Annotated in this window: 22 protein-coding genes; 9 read left to right on the forward strand and 13 right to left on the reverse strand. The window is 36.2% G+C overall.

Translation table 11 applies throughout. From position 1 onward, the window contains the following. Positions 1–415: 415 nt before the first annotated feature. The 4 genes from CVD28_RS07635 to CVD28_RS07645 all read right to left on the reverse strand — a co-directional run bounded on the left by CVD28_RS07635 (position 416) and on the right by CVD28_RS07645 (position 2,523). Positions 416–1,060 carry a M28 family peptidase gene (locus tag CVD28_RS07635; RefSeq protein ID WP_308315068.1) on the reverse strand — a complete coding sequence of 215 codons (645 nt, stop codon included), beginning with the start codon at positions 1,058–1,060 and terminating at the stop codon, positions 416–418. A 3-nt stretch (positions 1,061–1,063) separates the two neighbouring features. After that, a complete protein-coding gene (locus CVD28_RS28630) occupies positions 1,064–1,393 on the reverse strand; it encodes a hypothetical protein (protein ID WP_257985792.1) in 330 nt (109 codons plus the stop codon). 109 nt (positions 1,394–1,502) lie between these two features. After that, complete coding sequence (locus tag CVD28_RS07640; RefSeq protein WP_374702509.1) at positions 1,503–1,850, reverse strand: M28 family peptidase; 348 nt, start codon at positions 1,848–1,850, stop codon at positions 1,503–1,505. 46 nt (positions 1,851–1,896) lie between these two features. Beyond that, positions 1,897–2,523, reverse strand: a complete 627-nt coding sequence (locus CVD28_RS07645) for an MSMEG_1061 family FMN-dependent PPOX-type flavoprotein (RefSeq protein ID WP_101591782.1) — start codon at positions 2,521–2,523, stop codon at positions 1,897–1,899. Between the two features lie 244 nt (positions 2,524–2,767). Between CVD28_RS07645 and CVD28_RS07650 the strand changes: the two genes are divergently transcribed. The 6 genes from CVD28_RS07650 to CVD28_RS07675 all read left to right on the forward strand — a co-directional run bounded on the left by CVD28_RS07650 (position 2,768) and on the right by CVD28_RS07675 (position 7,618). After that, positions 2,768–3,532 carry a helix-turn-helix transcriptional regulator gene (locus CVD28_RS07650; RefSeq protein ID WP_101591783.1) on the forward strand — a complete coding sequence of 255 codons (765 nt, stop codon included), beginning with the start codon at positions 2,768–2,770 and terminating at the stop codon, positions 3,530–3,532. A gap of 163 nt (positions 3,533–3,695) precedes the next feature. Continuing rightward, entirely contained in the window at positions 3,696–4,142 is a 447-nt protein-coding gene (locus CVD28_RS07655; RefSeq protein WP_101591784.1) for a hypothetical protein, read from the forward strand. 1 nt (position 4,143) lies between these two features. Further along, positions 4,144–4,377 carry a helix-turn-helix transcriptional regulator gene (locus CVD28_RS07660; protein ID WP_101591785.1) on the forward strand — a complete coding sequence of 78 codons (234 nt, stop codon included), beginning with the start codon at positions 4,144–4,146 and terminating at the stop codon, positions 4,375–4,377. 46 nt (positions 4,378–4,423) lie between these two features. Continuing rightward, positions 4,424–5,152 (forward strand): DUF4386 domain-containing protein, encoded by a 729-nt coding sequence (locus CVD28_RS07665; RefSeq protein WP_101591786.1) that lies wholly within the window; start codon positions 4,424–4,426, stop codon positions 5,150–5,152. Between the two features lie 501 nt (positions 5,153–5,653). Beyond that, complete coding sequence (locus CVD28_RS07670; RefSeq protein ID WP_101591787.1) at positions 5,654–6,259, forward strand: alpha/beta hydrolase; 606 nt, start codon at positions 5,654–5,656, stop codon at positions 6,257–6,259. Between the two features lie 222 nt (positions 6,260–6,481). Further along, positions 6,482–7,618 carry an acyl-CoA dehydrogenase family protein gene (locus CVD28_RS07675; RefSeq protein ID WP_101591788.1) on the forward strand — a complete coding sequence of 379 codons (1,137 nt, stop codon included), beginning with the start codon at positions 6,482–6,484 and terminating at the stop codon, positions 7,616–7,618. A gap of 108 nt (positions 7,619–7,726) precedes the next feature. Here CVD28_RS07675 and CVD28_RS07680 read toward each other — a convergent pair whose 3' ends face one another. Next, positions 7,727–8,401: a lysozyme family protein gene (locus CVD28_RS07680; RefSeq protein ID WP_257985793.1), complete on the reverse strand. Its 675-nt coding sequence runs from the start codon at positions 8,399–8,401 to the stop codon at positions 7,727–7,729. 261 nt (positions 8,402–8,662) lie between these two features. On the opposite strand from CVD28_RS07680, the gene CVD28_RS07685 reads away from it, so the two are divergent. After that, complete coding sequence (locus tag CVD28_RS07685) at positions 8,663–9,460, forward strand: ABC transporter ATP-binding protein (RefSeq protein WP_101591789.1); 798 nt, start codon at positions 8,663–8,665, stop codon at positions 9,458–9,460. Between the two features lie 9 nt (positions 9,461–9,469). On the opposite strand, the gene CVD28_RS07690 is transcribed toward CVD28_RS07685, so the two are convergent. Further along, positions 9,470–10,192 (reverse strand): hypothetical protein, encoded by a 723-nt coding sequence (locus CVD28_RS07690; protein ID WP_101591790.1) that lies wholly within the window; start codon positions 10,190–10,192, stop codon positions 9,470–9,472. Between the two features lie 162 nt (positions 10,193–10,354). Between CVD28_RS07690 and CVD28_RS07695 the strand changes: the two genes are divergently transcribed. Continuing rightward, a complete protein-coding gene (locus CVD28_RS07695) occupies positions 10,355–10,603 on the forward strand; it encodes a class I SAM-dependent methyltransferase (protein WP_101591791.1) in 249 nt (82 codons plus the stop codon). Between the two features lie 860 nt (positions 10,604–11,463). Then, complete coding sequence (locus CVD28_RS07700; protein ID WP_101591792.1) at positions 11,464–12,369, forward strand: tyrosine-type recombinase/integrase; 906 nt, start codon at positions 11,464–11,466, stop codon at positions 12,367–12,369. A gap of 27 nt (positions 12,370–12,396) precedes the next feature. Here the strand turns inward: CVD28_RS07700 and CVD28_RS07705 are convergent, their stop codons facing one another. The 7 genes from CVD28_RS07705 to CVD28_RS07735 all read right to left on the reverse strand — a co-directional run bounded on the left by CVD28_RS07705 (position 12,397) and on the right by CVD28_RS07735 (position 23,275). Continuing rightward, on the reverse strand, positions 12,397–13,860 hold the full coding sequence (locus CVD28_RS07705) for a tyrosine-type recombinase/integrase (protein WP_101591793.1): 1,464 nt from the start codon (positions 13,858–13,860) through the stop codon (positions 12,397–12,399). Positions 13,861–15,032: 1,172 nt separating this feature from the next. Further along, a complete protein-coding gene (gene qatD, locus CVD28_RS07710) occupies positions 15,033–15,806 on the reverse strand; it encodes a Qat anti-phage system TatD family nuclease QatD (protein ID WP_101591794.1) in 774 nt (257 codons plus the stop codon). Further along, on the reverse strand, positions 15,766–17,118 hold the full coding sequence (gene qatC / locus CVD28_RS07715; RefSeq protein WP_101591795.1) for a Qat anti-phage system QueC-like protein QatC: 1,353 nt from the start codon (positions 17,116–17,118) through the stop codon (positions 15,766–15,768). The genes qatD and qatC overlap by 41 nt, the downstream gene beginning before the upstream one ends. A 2-nt stretch (positions 17,119–17,120) precedes the next feature. Further along, a complete protein-coding gene (locus CVD28_RS07720) occupies positions 17,121–17,849 on the reverse strand; it encodes a hypothetical protein (protein ID WP_101591796.1) in 729 nt (242 codons plus the stop codon). A gap of 1 nt (position 17,850) precedes the next feature. Next, on the reverse strand, positions 17,851–19,800 hold the full coding sequence (locus tag CVD28_RS07725) for a KAP family P-loop NTPase fold protein (RefSeq protein ID WP_101591797.1): 1,950 nt from the start codon (positions 19,798–19,800) through the stop codon (positions 17,851–17,853). A 1,227-nt stretch (positions 19,801–21,027) separates the two neighbouring features. Next, positions 21,028–21,357 (reverse strand): hypothetical protein, encoded by a 330-nt coding sequence (locus tag CVD28_RS07730; protein WP_180954046.1) that lies wholly within the window; start codon positions 21,355–21,357, stop codon positions 21,028–21,030. 469 nt (positions 21,358–21,826) lie between these two features. Then, positions 21,827–23,275, reverse strand: a complete 1,449-nt coding sequence (locus tag CVD28_RS07735) for a serine/threonine-protein kinase (protein ID WP_219621189.1) — start codon at positions 23,273–23,275, stop codon at positions 21,827–21,829.

Raw genomic sequence — 23,275 nt, forward strand, 5'->3', positions numbered from 1 at the left:
TTCCTGTATTTTGCTCACCAAATGTAAAGGAAGGACTTTATATTTTGTTCTCCTGTTTGTAACTTTTTGGTTGTGAACCATTAGGTATTATTTGATGTAGAGAAAAACTAAAACAATAAACTTGGTGCAATTTGGTGCCGTGCTTGGTGCCCAAATTTTTAAAATTAGAAATCACAAGCGAACATCAGGAAGCAAGAAACCTTGATTTATCGGTATTTCTGGGTACATGAAGTTACTAGAAAAACAGATGCTAGCAAACTTCAAAACCGCTTGTGACCTGCGCCCAGGTCAGGGGGGTTCGATTCTCACGTACTTCCGCCAAATTAGTGAATAATTCAACCTTGCTTTAGTAAGTGGAGTAAAAAAAAAGCCTGACCTCAACCCCTTTACAGAGCACCGAGATCAGGCCCATTTATTATTTGGACGTGCTGGTTTTATTAAAAAACTTCAATAATTCTGTAAGGACTTGGCTGTAGGTTGATAGGCGTTCCTGAATTCTGCCGGGGTATTCGGTTTCAATAAAGGCAAGTGTATCATTTTCAGTGTGCCAAACACCGCCGTGCTCTTCAGTTTGTTCATAACCATCCAACTCGCCAATTTCCCAGTTTGTCGATTCAAAGTATGCGAATGGAATTCCCAGTCCATTGAACGGGGCATGGTCGCTCCAGTCACCTGTCGTTCCTGCTGGGTAGTCCGGGTTTAGCCCTGGATTGATTCCAATATCCAGCTTTTTCTTTTCTGCAATATTTAAAGCCTGGTCGCGAATGAACCCAGCATCGCCTGCACTTCCATGCACATACATTTTGTCTCCAACTGCAAGGCTGTCAAGATTAATCATTCTAACTGTGTTATTGACAACATTGTCAGTCATTTGATCCGCATAGTAGGCAGAACCTTTCAAACCGACTTCCTCAGCTCCAAAGGCAACAAATACGATGGAATATGGAGTTGATACTTTCTTAAGGACTCCAGCTACTTCCAGCATAACGCCAACGCCTGAAGCATTATCGTCGGTTCCCTTGCCTACTGAAACGGAATCATAATGGGCTCCTACAATAATTAGTTAAGTGGATTTTCCTTGTTTATATGCAATGAAGTTTGCGGAATCAATCTGTTGTCCTCTCCTTTTAAAAGAAAAAGGCTGTTCCGTTGATTCATAACCCATTCGCGCAAACTGCTGCTTGACATATTCTTTTGCTTTTTTTTCTCCTTCTGTACCATAAACACGGGCGCCGATCACTTCAGATAAATACCTGGTATGTTCATAAGCCACGGCTCCCGTCTTATCCACCAGTGATGGCGAATAATATACAGTAGATGCTGTTACACCGCCTGCAGCCGAAATTAATAGAAAAAGAATTGTTACCATAGAAAATAATAATCTTTTTTTCATAACATTATTTTCTCCTTATATTAAATATAGAGATTTTTTTACAGTTTGGAATAGAAAATGAAAGAGCCGCTAAACTCCTAAGGGCCTCGCAGCATTTTAGATAGCTAGATTATTGTACCGGGTGGTTCTCGAAATCATAATCAACCGGACCAGGAGCGACTCTGGCATGTTGTAAAGCCGGAGTATCCGGTCTGGCAATCTGGTAAACAGAGGCACCAACAATTTCTGCAGCTTCCTGCAGTTTGTTTTTATCAATTTTATCAATGGTATCATTCGGAGAGTGATACCATTTCTCAAGAGGTGAGTGGATGAATAATGCAGCCGGTATTCCAAGCTCATGGAAAGGCTGATGGTCACTTCGTCCCAGCTGGCCATAAGGAATAACCGTGTCAGCAGCTGTCCTCGCACCTAAAGCTGCAACTAAATCTGTTACCAGGTTTTTCTTGCCGTCGATGATGAATTATATATATGTAAAAAAGCACGCGATTGCGTGCTTTTTCAATTTAATATAGACGTTTCGTATAGGATTCCTCAAGGCAAGCGGCTACCTCAGATACAGTCAGGTTCTCAAGTTTCGTATGTGCTGTAATAATCGTGGCTGGATGAGGCAGCTCATCTTTTTTAGCCCAGGAATCGATATTCCAAAGCCTTGAGCGTTTAAGTGCTTTGGCGCAATGAATAAAACATTCTTCAACCGTGACGGCAATTCCCATTGAAGGCACCGAATGGCCCACTGCCATCTGCGCCATTATGTCTGGATCCTTAATGAGAGAAGCTTTGCCATTTATCCTCAGTGTTTCGTCAAGTCCCGGGATCATACAAAGGAGGCCAATGCCAGGATTCTTTAATATATTTAAAATCGAATCCAGACGGCGGTTACCGGGACGTTCCGGTATGACAAATTGCTTGCTGTTGACAATATGGATAAAACCTGGTGAATCACCCCTCGGAGAAGCATCGCACTGTCCATCATCATTGCAGGTGGAAATCACAATGTAAGGTGTTTTCTTGAGAAACTCAGCACAATGGACATCAAGGTGGTCGATTACTTTATTGGCCGCAAGCTTTCCAGGAAAACCAAGCATTTCACGCAGCTCATCCTCGCTGGAAACTATATTTAAAAAAACCATATGAACACATCCTGCTCTTTGAAATTAATTCCATCATAGCATACCGCTGTATTATTTCACTATAAACCTCGTTAGAATATACAATTTACCCGTCATCCATTAATAACTCAAAAAATAATATTCCGTTACTAAAGTTCGCTCATTAAAACCTTTATTTTCTGCGGTTTCTGCAGGATTTTAAAGGGTAAAAAAAGAATAATAAAGTATAAGTCCGGCTGGTATTATTTCTTTGAAAGGGGTAAATATGACTGAAAAAAATAAGAACCAGGGTGTAACCGCAGAAACTGTAGGACTAAGCCAAAGGGAATTTTTAACGTTGTTTTTATTGCATACATTATCTAACCGTCCGAATTATCCTCGAGCAATTCATCAGGACTTGAAAAATCAATTTACCGGGAAGGTCCATAGCTATGATTACCTTTGCAAGATAGCTAATCAGCTGACAGATTCAGGGCATGTTATCTTAAAAACAGAAAAAGGGAGAAATTATTATTATATTACGGATAAAGGCAGTGAGTTATTGGCATGGTACCGTTCTAATTTTCAGCCAAAGATGTTTGAAGTAAAGAAGGTTATTGACCGCTTTGCGCACGACCTGACAGGTTCAGGGGATTACCTTCCTGTCTCGGACAATTTACCTGAAGAGTACCGCACATATTTTTCAAAAATTGTTTCTGTAAAAGATTTGGTCAGATATATTACCCTGAAAACAGCTGATGTGAGGAAAAGCATCTATATGGGGGAAGTAGGGGAGCTCCTGAAAATGAAATTTGGCTGGATTGCCAGCAATGGCTATTTGTATGATCTGGCCCACGAAATGGAGGAAAACGGTCTCCTGACTGGCCGATGGGAGAGTGAGAAAAGGACGAAACGATATCTTCGGCTGACTGATGAAGGACAGCATCATTATAAGCAAATTGCGGATTCAGCCGCTGAGCGTGTTCAGGAAGTACAAAAATACTTAAGCAGCGTTCTTCACTTTCTTGGTGAATCACAGGCAGTTTCATAGGAGCAGAAGCCAAATTTCAGGCTTCTGTTTTTTTTTTATGAAATATCAATGATATATTTATGGTTTTATGTAACATATAGTTGACTTGATGTATAGTTTATAATACATTAGGTATACAGTACTTTACTTTATGTAAAAAATAACATACAGGGAGGTGTGAACTTTGACTTATCAAGAAAAGAAGAGCATTGTATCATTGATCAGCGCCATACTCATTTTCGGATCTTATTGCTTGTACATGTACCCGCGGTTTCCCGGAGGGGGTCTGGAGTCGATGGAAACCTTTCGCTATTGGGGAACCTTCGTTCTAATGCTTACTTTGTTTTCGATAGTCGGGCATATCATTATCAGCATTATTTTTAACATCTTCTATAGAATCACAACCAGAGAAAAGGAACCATCATTCGCGGATGAAATGGATAAATTAATTGATTTGAAAGCGAACCGGAATTCTTTTTTTGTGTTTATTGTCGGATTTGTTCTTTCAATGGCATCGCTGATCATTTATCAGCCATCACAGCTTATGTTCATTATCCTGATCGCTTCAGGCTTTATTTCTGATGTGACGGGCTCGATTACGAAACTTTATCACTATAGGAGAGGAGTCTAATATGGGTAAAAATCTTGTCGGCAATCATATCCGTAAATTACGTTTCAGCCATGATGAAATGACCCAGCAGCAGTTGGCTGACAAGGTAGGCGTAACCAGACAAACCATCGTGGCCCTGGAAAAGGGAAATTACTCCCCCTCTCTGGAATTGGCATTTCGTATTGCTCTCGCCTTTAACTTGCCGCTGGAAGAGGTATTCTTTTATGGGGACGACACAGTTCTGAAAGAACAATGATTGTTTTTGCTTGGTTTATGAATTTATTAAAAAAGGGGATAAAAAAATGAATTCAAACAAAAAAGCGGCAAAAATTGTGGGAGTACTGTTTATACTTGCAGCCGTAACGGCGGTAATAGGGCTTAATTTATACAACCCTATCTTAAAGGAGCCCGATTACCTGATTAAAGGTTCTGAACACGCCAACCAGGTGATACTGGGAGCGGTAATGGAATTAATACTTGTCGTTTCAGCGATCGGTACTGCAACTACAATGTTTCCGATTTTAAGAAAGTATAATGAAACGATAGCACTTTGGCATGTCTGCTTCAGGTTTCTTGAGGCTATTGTCATTACTGTTGGCGTTATCAGCGTACTGTCCCTACTGACCTTAAGCCGGGAATTTGCAGCAGCAGGGGCTCCGGATACCGCCTCCTTTCAAGCTTCAGGTATTTTACTAAAAGCAGTACATGACTGGACATTTATGCTTGGTCCCCTTTTCATGCTTGGTATAAATACGATGATGTACAGTTATATTTTTTATAAAACAAAGCTCGTACCCAGGTTTATATCAAACTTGGGTATGACAGGGGCAGCTCTTGTTTTTATCTGTGCCTTGCTGGTAATGTTCGGTGTCATTCAGCAAATTTCTTTCTGGGGTGCTATTTTGGCGGTCCCAGTAGCAGCTAATGAAATGATTTTAGCCGTATGGCTCATCGTGAAAGGATTTAATGAATCTGCTCTTGCTTCAATGCCGGTTAAAAGAAAACGGCAAGAATTATTAGTACACGCCTAAATAAAGTAGATTCTTAAATAGTGCGTGGAGATCCATAGCAACATGGGATTCTTTAAGAGAGAATCATGCTGTAATTATCACACAATTTGAAAAACATGGTAATAAAAAGGTCCCGATAATAAACTCTTCATGGTGTATGAGGTCCTCTCAGCAATGGATTAAATAAAAGCAATGCTCTTTGAGGCATTGCTTTTGTTTATGCCGAATTAAGAATACTTTCTGTAAGGCCTTTGATAATATTATGGGACGGATTAATGGCTGTTAGGCAGTATATCAGTTACTATTTAATTTCCTCGGAATTAATAGGATCCTCAAGCTTTTATAAATCCTGTTTTGGGTAATATATAAGAAATATCAAGTTGAACGCAGAATAATCTTAGCTAAACTCTTATAGGAGCGAACATTTGACGGCTAATTTAAAAAGTAATATAATTATCTCGAATTCAAGATAATTAATTGACCTGAAATAATTTTATCGTTTGATGAAGGAGGAGACATATGATGAGACATATATTCCTAAAAGGAGCAGAAGGCACAACAAAGACCCTCTTGCTGCTTCATGGAACCGGAGGCACGGAAAATGATTTATTACCGCTTGCCGGTATGATTGATAAGGACGCAAATGTGTTGAGTGTGCGCGGAAATGTTTCTGAAAACGGAATGCCGCGTTTCTTTAAGAGGCTGGCAGAAGGAGTTTTTGATATCGAGGATCTCATTTTCCGGACAAAGGAATTAAATGATTTTTTGGATGAAGCGGCAGAACAGCATAACTTTGACCGGGAAAATATCATAGCTGTCGGCTACTCAAATGGTGCAAATATTGCGGCAAGCCTTTTTTTTCATTATAAAGATGCGTTAAAGGGAGCAATCCTTCATCACCCAATGGTGCCGAGACGTGGAATCGAGCTTCCGGATTTATCAGGAAAAAAGGTATTTATGGCAGCTGGGAAAAATGATCCGATATGTCCTGCCCAGGAAACCATAGATCTGCAGCAGCTATTGGAAGGTGCAGGTGCATCCGTAACTGTACATTGGGAGAACTTTGGGCATCAATTAACCCGCTCAGAGGCAGAGGCTGCAGCAAGCTGGTACTCAAACATAAAGTAATTTTTCAGATGGGTTACGCTTTCCTAACGGAATCAGCGTTAACCCTTTTTGCTTTAAGGGGTATAATATTATGCCTAGCGGGCTTGGACTTTTCTGTAATTGTGGCAATGTTCATTCTCTAGGAAAGTTACCAGATGCGTTTATTTAGTGTCCTTTTTAATCAGGTGTTATGATAATACTTATAATAAAATTAAGTTATGGATTAACGAAAGGAAGACAAAGATGCCATTTTTCAGAACGAAAGAACAAAAAGAAATGATTCAAGAGCTGGAATCTGTTATTAGGAATTTTTCTGGCAGAGCCCAGGAGCTTGATGAAACTGGTGCTTTTCCTTTTAAAAACATTGAAGAATTGAAGAAATCGGGTTATACAAAGTTAACGCTTCCTAAACAATATGGCGGACAGGGAGGAAGTCTTTATGATTATTTGCTGGCCCAGGAGCGAATTGCCCGGGAATGCGGACCAACTGCGTTATCGATTGGCTGGCATGTTGGGATTGTCCTCAATCTAACTGAAAAAAAGACTTGGAAGCCTGAAGCGTTAAGGGAATTGTTTCAGGAGGTCTCAAAAGGAGCTCTCTTAAACAGTGCAGCCTCTGAGCCTCAAACGGGAAGCCCGACTAGGGGAGGAAGACCAGCCACAACCGCTGTTAAACAGGGGAAAAGTTGGATTATCAACGGCAGGAAGAATTATACAAGCATGGCACCGGTCTTGGATTACTTTTTAGTAAGTGCCTGGGTGCCTGAGGAAGAAACGATCGGATGGTTTCTAATTCATCGGGAAGTACCTGGGGTATCAATCGATGACACGTGGGATATGATTTCTATGCAGGGTACAGGAAGCCATGATTTGGTTCTTGAAAATGTTGCTGTTGAAGATAAGTATTTTGTTGAAAGACAAAGCGGCATTAAAAAAGGTGAAGGGTGGCTGCTGCATATTCCTGCCTGCTATATCGGAATAGCCGCTGCTGCAAGGGACTATGCGATAGAGTTTGCTAAGACGCACTCGCCAAATAGTCTTCCTGGACCAATCAGAGATCTGCCAAATGTGCAGAGAACAATTGGAGAAATAGAGATTCAATTAAAACAGGCGAGGCATTTTCTGTACTCTGTGGCTGAGAAATGGGAAAACACTGAAAACCGTGAACTGCTGACAACTGATTTAGCAGCCGTGAAATTTTCAGTTACCAATTCTGCAATTTCAATCGTTGATAAAGCGATGCGTGTTGTCGGCGCTAAAAGCCTGCAAAGGAACAATCCGCTGCAGCGTTATTATCGTGATGTACGTGCAGGTCTTCACAATCCTCCAATGGATGATGCTGTGATCACAATGGCAGCAAAATCAGTATTATTTGATTAAGAAATAACACCCTGGCAGGGTGTTATTCTAGATTGATGTGAAAGTGTAATGAATTATATAAGATCACCCTGGCGTAATTGCCAGGGTGTACTTTATAGGTTATCTACTCTAAAATGCATCAGCGGGAATGGCACTGACGAGGGAGGGCATGCTCTCAGACAGCATTTCTATATTCTTTGTTACTTTTGAAGTATATGAGAAATCGCCATAGCAGTATGGATATCTAAAATTAGTTTTGTCCCCGCCGCAATTATAAACCGCAGGATTCTTTTGGACCTGCATTTTAGAAAACTGTTTTGCTAGTTCCTCGGTATGCTGATTGCCTGATTTTGCAACATAATTAATATAACCGATGCCCATGTTATAAGATTGGATAATTGTCTCGAAATCTACATTCTTCTGCGTACCATAGGAGACAACTTTGTGGAAATGTTTGACACCTTGTTTAATGCTTTCTGTTGGTTCGCTGATTGTATTGGGGGGAAGTCCGGCAGATTCAGATGACTGCATTGGATCGCCGCCTTTGCCATGGCTTTCCTGCTGCATAATCGCAATAAGGACGGCCGTGTATTGTTCCAGTTTATACTTTGCCAGTTCAGCCTGAATAGCAGAGCTGTATTGCTTGGACGCCGCTAAAGGATCCGGCGGCTTTACAATGGTTTGTGGTGTTGTTGTTACTATTGCGTCTTTTTGCAGCTGGATGAAATGGTCAACCAATAAGAATGCAAAAAGCATGGTAAACAATAGTATAATTCCATTCATTTTGTTCTTTTTTCGCTTCATTTTTACTGATCTCCGTGTTTCTTGTGTGAATATATTAATAGTTTATCAAAATATGTAGCTATAATCTTTTAATAAATACTTTTATGTGATGGATTTTTACGTAAAAATGGAAAAAATCATAATGTATAGAGGTTTCAGTTAATATAACGATGAATATATAAGTAATTAATGTATTTAATAGACAGGCTGTTAACCACGCTTGAGAATATCGAGAGGTCTTAGTTAGAGGAGAGTCTATAAGATGAAAAGGAAGTGAAGTTCATGGTGCTGCATGTAGATAATGTCTCCCTTAATAGAAACGGGGAATGGATATTGAAAAATGTTAGCTGGAACGTCAATAAAGGGGAGCATTGGGTTATTTATGGTTTAAATGGTGCCGGAAAAACAGCACTTTTGAATATGATTTGTGCTTATTACTTTCCGACTTCCGGAAGTGTGGAGGTTTTAGGAAGCAAATTCGGCAAAGCGGAGCTGGGAGGAAAACTGCGGAAAAGAATCGGCCTTGTCTCTTCAGGCCTCCAGCAAAAATTTAGCCCTTCTGACAGCGCGTTTGAAATTGTGCTTAGCGGTGCTTATGCGTCAATCGGGCTTTACGAAAAGCCAACAACTGAGATCAGGGAAAAAGCTATTTCACTTTTGGAACAATTAGGCAGTATTGAGTACGCTGACCGCAATTATGAGACATTATCACAGGGTGAAAAGCAGCGTGTGCTCATTGCGCGGGCTTTGATGGCAAAACCGGAATTGTTAATATTGGATGAACCAGCCACAGGCCTCGACTTTATTGCAAGAGAGGAGCTTCTGGAATCCATACAGCTTATTGCATTGGGTGACGAGGCACCAACACTGCTTTACGTTACTCACCATGTGGAGGAAATACTCCCGATTTTTGAACATACATTGCTTTTAAAAGCAGGAACCGTATTCGCTGCCGGCAAAACAAGGAATATTCTAAATGACAATTTGTTATCAAAATTTTTTGGTATGGAAGTAAAAATAAACTGGAATAATGAAAGGCCGGCCCTGTCGAGGAAGGCTGCATTCACTGTACTTAAATAAACGAAGCGATCATTGAAAAGCTAAATGTTTATATACTTGCTTTAAACGTTTTTCGATTTCAATGTCATCCATCTTTGCGTAGGAATCTAAGCAATCTGACTTTACCTTTTTGAACGAAACTGAGTCAAGGGAAAATTCTTTGAGCAGATGCTTGATTCTATCCCAAGCATCTATTTCTGTTGTTAAAAGAAAATGCTTATACCTTTTGATAGCCTCTGGTGTTGCAACTGGTTGAATATTTTTTGAAAAGAATTCTCTTTTTCGCTGCAATAAAGGAATTTCTAGGTCTTGAAACGCATGGCCAAGTTCATGCAAAAGAAGAATCGTGATAAAATCTTTTAGCTTAACTGACTTGTTGAAGTGTTTATTCCAGCGATTGAAAATGTAGGCAGGGTTTACATAGATTTTTTTATCTCCATAATGATAACATGCGCCTTTACAAAATGAGTAATAACCGATTACAAATTCTTTGATACATGAAAAATGGGAAAGCCTTTTGGTGCAAGTCTCTGCCAGCAAGTATGTTAAATCATAAAGATCAACTGCTTTAATTAGAGAAGTAAAGTTATCTGACTGACCATCGCAAAGATCATTTGCAAAGCTGAGAGCGATAGTGCCGGTGTTATGCTTAAGAAGCAATTCATCGAGTGTGCTTTGCTCGGTTAATTGATATTGTTCAAACCCGTAGGCTTGTAATGTCTTATTAATTGAGTTAATTGTATTGTTATTCATTCTATAGCCTCGCTTTCCAGATTAATGACTCATGGAAGTTGACTTTACAGGTGTTTCAGGTATTACGTGTATTAATCAGCAGATATTAGTACCAGCTACTATATATAATGACATATGAACGTTGTTATGGATACTTTTTTATTGAATAGGGAGATGGGAGAAATGAAGAAATCTTTTGCCCTCATCTATGATCATGTTATGGCTCCGCTTGAAAAAAGGTTTCTAATGAAATGTAGATCACGATTATTACAGCATACCTCAGGAAATATTTTGGAAATCGGTGCAGGTACAGGAGTAAATTTCCCGTGCAAAGTTTTCGCAGTTGAACCCAATTCACATATGCTTCAAAAAGCACAGAAAAATGCCGAAGAAGCTGCTATTCCTGTTAATATAACTGTTGGGATATGCTGAAAAACTGCCATATCCTGATAACTTTTTTGATACCGCAGTTGTTACATTGCTACTTTGTCGGTCGATAATCCTCATCCCGTTATAAAGAAATTAAAAAGAGTTACTAAACCTGATGGAAAATGGCTGATATCGAACATGTCGGAGATGAAACAGCCAATATTTGCGGAAGATACAGCATATCTTAACACCGGTCTGGAAGCATATCTGCGATGGCTGTCATCTAAACAGGAACACTGAACAAATCATCAGGCATCATGGAATAAATTTTTCTGAAAAGGATTATTTGTCTCATTCATGGTGAGATTGGATGAAATGATTTTCAAAAATATATCTTGGATTCGAGATATATCCCGTGAAAGTGAAGAGGGCAAGTAACCAAAGGATTTGTTAAGTTAGATTCAGTTGCAGCAACAATTACACAATAATAAATCATTTAGAAAAAAATCGATGAACTAAAAGAAAATAAATCATTGGATTGTAGATCATTAAATTATAGATTGCAGTAAGGTATAAAAATAAGACACATCAATTAGGAGCAAATTAAGAGATGTAGAATTTAACAACAATTTTTTTCTTTTATCTCATTATTAAAAGTAATCTTAAGATATGAGACATTTTTTAAATGATTTATAGAACTTCCGAGAATATATATTATGTAAACTAGGATAATTTTACGCCGTGATTGGGGTTATCCCCTGACGTTCCTATAATATCTGTACTTTGGAACCTTCCATCCGCACATTCCTTATAATTTTTCACGTTTTTCATATGAACGATAATCCTCCTTTTGAACGATAATGTTGTGTCTTTGTACGGATAATGAATTATCGTCTAAACAACTTTTATTGGAGGTTTTTGGTTTGCAATTAAAAGCTGCAATTGACGAATTCATACTGTACATTCAAGTTGAAAAAAATTATTCCACACATACAGTTGTCAGTTATGAATACGATTTACTTCAATTTTTAACTTTTTTACGTGATCATGACTGTTCAACTGATTTGGCTTCCATCACCAAGACCCATGTCCGTCGCTTTATCCAGCATCAACTGGGAACGCACAAGCAAAAACCGCGTTCCATGAACCGGAAGATTTCCAGTTTTAAGTCATTCACTAAATATTGCATACAGGAAAAATACCTTATCCATGACTTTATGAGTGGCATTGAAACACCGAAAACCGATGACAAATTGCCAGTATATATGACGTTAAGGGATCTTCAACAATTATTCCGCTCGCTTGAACAGGGTGATTCGACTTTATCAAAGCGAAATGAAATCATATTCAAGCTATTGGCGGTAACCGGTATGAGACGATCCGAACTTGTCTCGCTTACATGGTCGCAATTGGATTTTTCCAATCAAACAATCCGGATATATGGAAAAGGTAAAAAGGAACGATTGTTGCCCCTTCATCCCCTCCTTATCCCTCTTCTTATTACTTATAAGGATTCTCTGGATCCGTATCAGAGTTATCCTACGGAGCCTGTGTTTTTGAATAAAGATGGCAAACCATTGAATCCACGTGGATTACACTCTATCTTTAAAAAGACCTTACGAAAAGCAGGTCTGCCTCCCTCCCGCTTTTCGTTACACCATTTGCGCCATACATTTGCTACGCTTATGCTGCAAGAGAACAAAAATAATGTGGATTTGAGAACACTTCAGGAATTATTAGGACATGAAAGCATCACTTCAACGGAAGTGTATACGCATGTAGAATTTGAACAGAAAAAGAAAGCCATTGATTCGTTCGACATATTTTAAAAGGAAGAAACTACCCTTGTTGGGTAGTTATCTTTTTCCTTCTGCAAAGAACTCTGGCGAAATACTTGAATGATATAACCCCATTACATCCTGTTGGTTAGCATAAAAATTCGTGTTTATAGGTGCTGATGCACTTGCTTGGTAGCCCCCTTGATAATGCCTCGGAAAAGGATGGCTAGATGGAATTGAATATTGACTTGAATGATTTGTTTGGTTTGGATAGGGGCTACCTTCCGGAAATATGTTTTGCTGATTCGGCATAACTGTTTGAGCAAGCTTTTGTTCTACTACTGACATCGTAAAACGGATCATATTTTGTTTAAATGAATGCACATGATTCATGTTGTTCATTTGGGCTTGGAATGTTGCTGGCAAATTCTCATAGATCACATTCAGATTCATTTGAACGCCTAATTGATCTTCCATATCCAAAGCTGTTTGAAGCACCGTTTCCAATAAAATTTGGGCCATACGTAATTCTTTTACTTCTTTCGTATCTCTACGAAGATAACGCTCTAAGGCACCTTGTTGCGCTTTCTTAGAATGCAGTAATAGCAACCGTTTCGCATTATCTAATACACCCATTTCATGGAACGTTGTAGCCACACTATAACGTAACCCATGTGGAGTAAAATATTTACTCGTTTTCTGTTTACATGTTTTTTTACCAACTACTGCTTTCTTGCTCAATCCGTCACTTGGTTCGGAATCAGGAGTCTCTGTGATCCATCCTAGATGTTTACAAATTTTAAGCACTATATAATTCATTTGCTTGTTAGCAAATGCCTTGCCGCGTAATCCATATAGAAGTGGATCTTCTGGGTGCATTCCTTTTGTATATTCCAAAAAATATGCTAATACTCTTGGAGGTAAAGGAATAAAAGTTTCTCTATTTTTCGTGTTAGGGGTCTTTACTTCCCTTTTTCTTTCATCCTCCTCACTTTTATCTGACCTAGAAAATATAATTCTTATTCCACCCGCCTCCTTATCTATAGACTGAGCTTGTAAACTAATCAGATTTGTTGAACGAAAGCCGGTAAAGATATCTAAAAGAATAGGAGCTAAGACATTAATTCCTTGAACTTGTAATTCATGTGCTGCCTTATATACTTGATAAAGTTCGTTGATGTCCAAATCCTTAGATAAATACTGTTGCTCGGTATAGTCTGTAATTTTAACCGTTAAAAATGGATTACCATCTATGATTTTTGCATGATTTAAATGTCTAAACAAAGAGGATAGTGTGCTTTTTTGTTGTTTTAATGTAGCGGGTTTCACCTTTTCAGCTTGATCGTTTTTCCATACTTGACAATATTCATACGTAACATTTTCAAGAATTGGATGTAATCCATTACTAATCATATGGTTAGTAATATCTTTGATATTTTTTCTATACGCCCTTTTTGAGTTTGGGGACCAATTGCTTATTTGCTCTTGGTCTAAATAGGCTTCCTCTAATGTACTTTGTGGTGTAATCGTAATTTTTAGCATGCTAATTTACTCCCTCTTTTTCCTATTTACTAGCAAAAAACCCCAAGCTTAATACAAATCATAATCGTATCCAAATACGATTATCATTGTATAGCTTGGGGTTCTCCCTTGTTAAATATTAATTTAGTAATATATTAGCATGAATAAATTATATGTCAATAAGAAAATTTCATATTTATACTATTATATCGAAAACTTTACTCAGTAATCAACGACCTATAGATAGATAATGTATGATAACTTGTTTTCACTCTTTTCTATATAATCTCTGATCTATTTTGATTGGTGGTTACTGTTTTGTGTGTAACTAAATTGGGTCTTTCCTAATCTACTCATTTAAAAACTTACTTCCACTAAAAGGGGTCGTTCGAATGAGCTAGAAATAATCGTGCATGCCGCCCGTAGTCTGCTAGAGTGTAATATCGTTAACATTGAGTGCAGAAAGTGCGGTAAATCAACGTTTTGGATATTGTTAGCTGTAACATCTTTAACGGGGATTTACCGTTTTTTATGGGATTGTGTTAGCAAAATGTTAGCATTTTATTAACTGACTTCATTTACATAAAGTATTTATTATTGATTTTCTTCAATTATTTGAATTATCTCTTCCACTTCTTTAATATTCATGGATAACCTTTTGGCTATCTCATCTGCCTCAAATCCTTTAATATAGAGAGAGCCGCAGCACGAGCTGTATTATTCTGAATAGTAATCAGATTTTCCTCAAGGCCAGTTTTAGTTTTATTGCTTTTATGCATAACACACTCCCATATAATTGAATTTTTATGTTAAATTTCTGTTGAATTAATTTCTTTAATAATTGACTTTGTTTCCTCTTTTGAGATATTTAATCTTTATGAAATTTCTTCAACAGATTTCCTTTGGTTTAGCAGCTTATATACTTTAATCAGTAAAATTTTTTTATCTTTTATTAATTTACAATACTATTCATTGTCATACTCCCCATTAACTATGCATCAGATTTTTATGTGCTGATCATTTTATAAATTTATCTTTTGCATCGTTACCTTACAACAATTCATCCCAATCCATATTTATAATAGTAGTGATTCCTGAGCTAAATTTAAAAGAGTGCGATAATGGCTATTTTCGCACTCTATTTTAGACAAAGGTATATAGATTCTCTAACAAGTTGAGATTACATTTTTTTATTATTTTTTCGTTCTTGTTATTGGTTTCAATAAGTCATTAAAATTTGAGTATATTTTATTTTGTACCTCTTCAAAACTCAATCCCCAACTTGCTGACAAATATGCTATGACATTTCTTACATGTTTAGGTAAAATTGTATCACCATTGACTTTTGCAAATGGACCATCTGTTTCGGTTAGTATCCTATCTTTAGGAATTCTATTAATGATTTTAATACCATGCATATTAGCTGTCATGGATGGATTTATTGAAAAATAATGTCCCGACTTAACTATTTCATCAACGAGATTTAATGGCCCGGTATACCAATGAAAAACACATGGTTGCATGTTATATTTCATTAGCATTTCTAAAACAGCTTGTTCAGCTTTTCTTGAGTGAATCGTTATAAACTTAGGTTTTGTACTTATTTTCCTAAGTATAGATTCAAATACTTCAATTTGTAAGTTCTGATTATGTTGCCCTTTTTTTGTAAAATCTAAGCCGATTTCACCAATATAAGAAGTTTTATCCACATTTCTCTCGAATATTTTAAGTTCAGATTCTTGATTTTGTATGTGTAATGGATGAAATCCTAAAGCAAGCCGTATGTTTCTATACCTTAAAATATGAGGGAAACCAATTTCAAAATGACTTGGTAAATTCGTAACTGCTATAGTTTTTATTCCACTCTTTACTGTTTCCTCACATGTTTCATGGGGATTTTTATATAAGTCGACGTGGCAATGGGTATCAACCATTAAACTCTTTCTGGAATAATCCTGATTTTTCATTGATTTTTTGATTTCCTTTATCTTTTAATAAAGTTTTTAATTCTTCCATAGCTCTATAAATCATTTCTGAATAAATAAACAGTTCATCGAGTGCTATTCTCCCATTTGATATTAATATCTTAGAGATGTCTTCCGATGTATATTTTTTTCTAAGAAAAGATAAAAATGCTCGCAGATCCTGTTCTGATTCACCATTAGAGTCAATGTCAACGCTTTCTGAACAGATATCAACACCATATACTTCATCATCTGCATTTATAGTATGTAGAGCCGCTCTTCTATAAATGCAAGGTACACACCTTCCACATCCTTTGGCATGACGATTTTGCCATGTTGCAGTATGTCCACGTTTACCACAAGATACACTTAAAGGGATACACTCCTTTAGTAAACTTTGATTTAAACAATTCGCCACAGCTTCACCTTTAGTACTGTAAATCAATGGATTCGTAAGTATATTTTCTATATTCAGTTTAATCAAAATTTCTTGAATGCTGGATAAAAAGAAAGGATGCGCTGTCCTAGTACTACAAGAGCCTCTTCTAGAAGGCGTTAGAGGTACATTAAGTGCAATTACTCCGTTTTCAGGTATCATTAATGAACCGGTTGCATCAATACTATTACTTACGAAGAGTCCTAGAGCAATAAATAATAGGGATCTACTTCTTAGGGAAGTTTCCTCGCCTCCGTGAAATTGTCCCACTCTAACTTGTACTAATTCTATCCTACCTTCGTATTCAGACTTCAATAAATCAAATAATAAGTCTTGATCTGTTTTGGGTTGAGTTATATGCCTGTCATAATGACCTACTAGAGCAAGACCTTTTCCTTGGTTTTCTTCTAACCAATTTATTCCACCAATTAGTGAATCCAACCCACCAGAAAATAAGCTTGTCTGTTTTGGAAAGGAATCGTCTAGTTCAATACTATCGTCATCAATAAAAACATTTTCGTTTAGTTCAATAAAATCAAATCTCCAATTATCACCTGTCAAAAAAGATACTGCATTTCCGATTTCTTCTTTAACTGAATTATATAATTCAAAATTCAGTAAAGGTATTTCAACACTTAGGTCTCTAGTCCAATTATCTCTGAATCTTTTTCTACTCACAGATTTATCAATTGAATAAACGATGGTGGAGAAAAAAAGAAAGTCTTTAATAGTAGAAGATACAGTTCTGTTAAATTTCACTAATTTAGTGAAATCAATGTCTAATTCTACGTGATTTCTTAACTCATCACTAATAATTTTGACATCCTTTATGCCATTCCTTTGAATCTCTCTTGAGGTTATTTGAATTTTATATTTCATTATTATCCCCCATAAATTGCTAATGTCCTATGTAAAATGTCACTACAAATTTCATTAAGGTTTGCTGATCCCCAATCAGTTAAAGTTAGAGATTCTTCAGAATTCTTTAATTGTACTTCTGACGTAATATACTCAAAGATACCTGAAAGGAAAGACTCTGCTTTTATATCTCCAACCCTTGTTACCAGCCTTTCATAAAAAACACGGCAAAATTGTTCATATAAATAGTAACTGAAAAACTTCATGAGAATACCCTCAATTTCAAACTCATCTATTTTTTGTTCCAGCATACTGTTCAATTCTTCCACATTTGCTGCATCATCAAATAATTCCTCCATCAACCTAGAAAGAGCATTCCTTGAATCAGCATCATCTAAAGATGTTGCTGATTCGCTAAGAAAATCAGTTAGAGTAAGTGTGAATTCTAATACGTCCATTCCTTTATATGAATTTATGTGTAATCGATGTACAGCTTCTTCAAAACCGTATTGCTTTACATCGGAAAGGAATCTAGACAATTTACTGGCAGTTCTTTGAGCGGAATTACTGCTTACAATACCTTTTCCTTGACTAATATTTCTACTTCCACCATTAGAATTAATATATTTTCTAATTATTTCTCTTGATTGTTCTGAAGTGGGTTTACCATCACGAGCTAATCTTGTAATATCACTTTTTAAATCACCCCACTGGGGAGTTGTTGGGGCATCATATCCAGTCGAAGTACCCATTTTATTTTTTCCTCTTTTCAGACGCTATTATAGCTTTACCTATACGAGTATCCGGCTTGTCTTTTAGAATGGTAATCAGCGATTCCAGTTCGGATTTTAATGCTGGTTTTGTATTCATCAATGTTAAGATTGCAATACCTTCACTTGCTGGAGCTAATTCGTGATTGCATTCTTTAATTACTCTACAATAAGTTGAGACACTACCCTCGATGTCATTTTCAACTAGTAATCTTATACCCTTGTATAATGCTGATTGATCAGGATTACGGACTGCATTTGTTGCTATTATATCCAATAACGAGGCTCGTTCTTGCTCAGAAAATTCCTTTACTGCCTCTATAGCTTGATTTTGCTTAGCAGATATATCTGATATAAGATCCTTGAGTGCTATCCTTACAATTGGAGAAACCATGGATAGACCACTGAATGTCGAAGCTAATTTATCACGTGCCACCCAGAAATAATCCCGTAAATCAATATCGGAAAGATAGGGTTCCATTGATATCCATTTTCTCATAAATGAAGTCGACCAATTTGGATCTACTTTTTCTACTTCTTCTGATTTACTGTTAGTTTGACTTAAAGCTGCTTCTAATACTTTTATTTGTTCAGGCAACCCTTCCTGTGTTGCTTGCCACTCAAATAATTGCCTAAACTCTCTTGGATGTGAGTACTCTAATACCATTAACTTTACCAATATATCGTCTTTTATTTCTTCTAAAGATGCGACCTCTGCTAGTTGTTTTCTAAGTGTATAAGCATTTAAGAATCTCTTAATTTGTCTCGGATTACCATTTAAACCTTCAGTTATTAATTGAGAAATCGAAGAACAGAAACCAAGACTATTAGATAGAGTTTCTGGTACTGTTGAACCATGCTTTGTGAAAACTTCATTTACGGAAGAATAACCAAATGTAGCATATCTATTCTTCTGTCTCTGTTCATTGCAATGAGTATATACAGAATTAAACATTTCTGCTTCCGTGATGTCTCTGTTACAGAATAATAACGTCATGTAGGATTCCACTTCAGCTGGTGACAAACGAGGAACATAGTATGGAACCTGTATTAATTTCTCTAAATAATCATTAATTAATGTGTCAGAAGATAGACTATTATTTTCTTTTTTGTCAAATTCAACAGAATTATATCGAACTTGTATAGCGTGTCGTACTATCCGCGGATCTGCCCCAATGACAAATGATGTATTGGGAACATTTAAAAATAGTTTAATAGCTTCTAGATTATCAATAATTCTTTCAGGAGAACATCTATCTAAGTCGTCAATTAATACCACTAAAGAATCAATATTACACTCTTCTAATAGCTCAGAAAATCGTTCTCTAAAAGTCCGAACATCCATATGAATAGAGTCAGGTTGCCTCTCATTTATAAATTCATTTAGAGGTAATTCAGACTCTTTTTTTTCTTCTGATCCACCTCTTGCATCTTCATTTTGACCGGGAAATAATGATTTAGCTTTTGTAACTGCTGTCGGTATTAAGCTAGCACCACCAGTTAAGTAAGCAGCCAATGCAGGTAGTCCAACTTCTTTGACACTAAATTTTGCAATTCTCATCCAATTAACTGATTGTATTAGATCACTTACTTTTTCACGCATTTTTGCGGTCAGCTTTTTTTTCTCAGCAATTTGATTTAATACAGAAGTCAAAATTGCTGCCTTAGCATCGTCATAACCCTCAAATAACCATCCATTGAAATAGATACATAATATTTTTTCATATTTTTCTTTTTCTGATTTTTCAGTGTAACTATTAGGGTCTAAATCATGTTCAAGCATTTTCATAATGCTAGTCTTTCCACTACCCCAATCTCCAAACAAACCTATCGTAGTAGGTAGAAGATTTGGATTCGTCACAACAGATTTAATTAAATCAGAGTGAACCTTAAAGCCTAGGAAGTCCACTGCAGTTTCATTATCTGCCCACATTTTCCGACACCTCGTTTGTTATATTTATCCATTTAATCTTATCAAAAATTGACCAATAAAGGTTGAAATTCTAAATTTTTGTCACTTTTTCTCAAAATTAATACTTATTTGCCTTAAACCAATGTACTTTAATACTTCGTAATCTTAGCCCTTTTGTTTAACACCAGAAGAAAAGTCATATAACTTTATGTACAATACAGTATTTATTAAAAAAGAGTGCGATAATGGTAATTTACGCACTCTAAGAAGCTCTCCTAAAAAAAATCTTATGTAGTTTTATTCAAGTTTCTTTGGGAAGTGAATACTGTTTGTATTTTTCTACTCCCCAAATTCTTAACCGCCTTGTACCCTTCAAGTAAAAAGAAACTTATCATTATAGACGGGGAATCTCTTTCAATTAAGTAGAGTAAATATCTTTGTTATTTTCCAATTCTGTAAGCATCATATTGTAAACATCTTGTATTTCTAATTGCTGATAGTTTGTTAAATTCCCTCTATAAATCCAATCCTTTGCCAATTCTACGGCCAGTGGATAATCTTCTGAATAGATAAATCAGCTAATTCCTCAATAGGACCTGTTATTTTGATTGGTTTTCGACTAAGGTAAGGAGTTATGTTAATTAAATTTGTACTCCCTCCATATTTGTCTTTAGCAGCATATTTTAAATTTCTAATCCCACTCATATAAAAAACACTAAAGCATAAAGGACATGGCTCTAGAGTCGAATATAAAATATACTGACTTACATGATTATATATACGTTATCCAACTTTAATAATGCATTTACCTCCGCATGTGCAAGTTCATTATGTGAAAGTATGCAATCAGATAGTTCTTTGAAAGTAGCACTTACCCGTAGTTAATATTTTTACCTTCCTCATTAGTAATAATTGCTCCAACCGGACGAGAACCTTCCTTAAAGGACTCCCACGCCACCTTAAAACATTCTTGCCATATATAAGGTATATTTGACCAAATCACTAATCCTCTCCTTTAACTTTATTACACACTCACTTGGAAACCCAATATTATCAATATATTAATATAATTCATTGTCATGTTATTAATATAGAAAGTTTTCAATCTTTAGTGATGCAATTAATAATACATTAATCTCGTTTATTAAATTACTTAACAAAGAGCAATAACAAGCATCCTAGAAATTTAGATATCACAACAATTCTAAGGTTCTTTGTTTTTTTGCTACTTTATCTATATATCTCTAACTAGTGGTTTTTATCAATTAACATTTTCTCTAAAGTCACATATTGTTCTTCATTTATAGGAAAGAAACTTAAATCTTTATGGGGGTGAAATATCGGAACTACTCTTTGAACTTCTTTTAATGTTATACCCAGACCATCTTTTTGAACTTCATAATCCATATATATCGGAAGCTTTAATGGATATCCTGAGCTTGAAGGATAAATCTGACCGTCCTTCCAAGAACCTTTAACAGTATTAACTCCCATAATTAATTGCTGCTCTGTTAAGTACACTAGCATTTTTGCCCCAACTGGAAAGTTAACATTTTTATATTTTGCAGCAAACCCCATTCTTTGCCCCCTATGCTCATCAATGACCCAATCTGGATAAACAAGCTTTATTACATAGTCGAGTTTCGCCATAATATCACTCCTAATTTTTTCTTGAGAAAATTAAGTATAATTTTACCTTATAAAATTTGTATAGTAAGATTATCCTATCAATAAAAAACAAAATTCCTACAATGGTACGGCTACTGTGGAACATAACTGATACACGATACCAAAGGGAACACTAATTCTGATCCTTTTTTAATCCATTATATACGTTCTATATATTTTAATAATTATTTTAACGATACCGGAACGACTTTTTTGTTTTATTCAATCTAAGTGCACCCTAGTTGAACAATCATAACCGCGATAAAAATAGGGTATTAATTTGTTCAAACAGACTTGTTCAAATTTATAGTCTAGCAATCCTAAAGAAATAAAAAAAGACGGTCCTTTTCCCCGTCCAAAATTAACATACTAAATCAAATTATAAATAAAAATCATATTTTTTTAGTTTGTTTTTCACTTCTAAATCATCTGGTTTTAGCCGATGAGCATATCTAAAATAACCTCTGGCTTTTTCATATTCCCTTTTTTGCTCGTAAGCTTGACCTAATTTCTTTACAACCACCCAAACTCCCGGTGTCTCTTGATTTATATCCTCTAATATTTGAATTGCCTTATCTTCTTGATTACAAAGACCATAGCATATTGCTAAACGGTAGCGATAATCTATAGATTTAGGTTGCCAGTGTACTAATTGTTGATAGATTTTCTGAGCTTCTTCGAATTTCTTAATTGAGAATAAGATTCTTGCCTTTAATTCTTTCAACGAAGTTATGAAGATTTCTCTTCTGGTTTCTTCAACGGCATTTACATTAATACTATCTATTGTTTTTAACGCTTCAAAACGACGATCTGTTTTAAAGTAAACAAATGCTAACTGTAGAAGTAAGTCAGGATACACACGATTATTTGCAATTTCAGTTTGAAGAATCTTTTCTGCAAGCTTGAACTTACCTAACTTACAATTAGTGATTGCTAGTTCTAGAGCATCTCTTTTTTCAACAAGAGTAGATCTTGGAACATGCTTTTCTGTTGTTTCTTGCTGTAGGTGTTTTTCTACAGCTCTTTTAAAATCATATCTTAGCTCAGTGATTGTCTGATATCGTTCATCTGGATTACGAGCTAAGGATTTTAAGATTACTTGCTCCATGCATTCAGGAATTGATTTATTTAATTCTCTTGGACGTGGAAAAGGCTTATTATGAATAACATCCAGAAAAGTATCATGCGGTGTTTGCCCTGTAAGGAATTGATAGAGAATAGCTCCTAGTGAATAGATATCTGAATTTAAATATCTCTCTTTTGAATTAGCTACCTCTGGTGCTATATACGCATATGTACCTGCGCCATCAATTGTCTTTACAAAGATATCTTCAATTAAACGACTTGTCCCAAAATCTGTAATCTTCACTTGCTCATCTTTAATTAATATATTATCTGGTTTAATATCTCCATGAGCTATCTTCAAAACGTGCATGAATTCTAAGCCATCTAAAATCCTCTCGAATATTTCATACACTGTTTGAAAAGTACGAAGAGTGGATATGCCAGTACTTGTTAACTCTTGGGATAAGGGATGACCTTCGAAATATTCCATTTCAATAATGAAATACCCGTCAACACGGCCCATATCATATATTTGAATAAGGTTAGGATGAGAGATACCCTTTAGCTTCAACCCCTCTGCTAATACCTTATCTCCCTTTTCTTGACTTTTCGGTATCTTTAGAGCTACTGTTTGACTGTCATCACGTCGAACAGCCTTCCACACTTGCCCAAAAGTCCCTTCACTTACATACTCTTGTAAAACATACTTGTCCCCTAGTTCCATATCCCTTTTTAAATCTAATATATATCGTTTACGTACCAT

The sequence above is a fragment of the Bacillus sp. M6-12 genome, assembly GCF_002860285.1.
GTDB lineage: Bacteria > Bacillota > Bacilli > Bacillales > DSM-1321 > Peribacillus.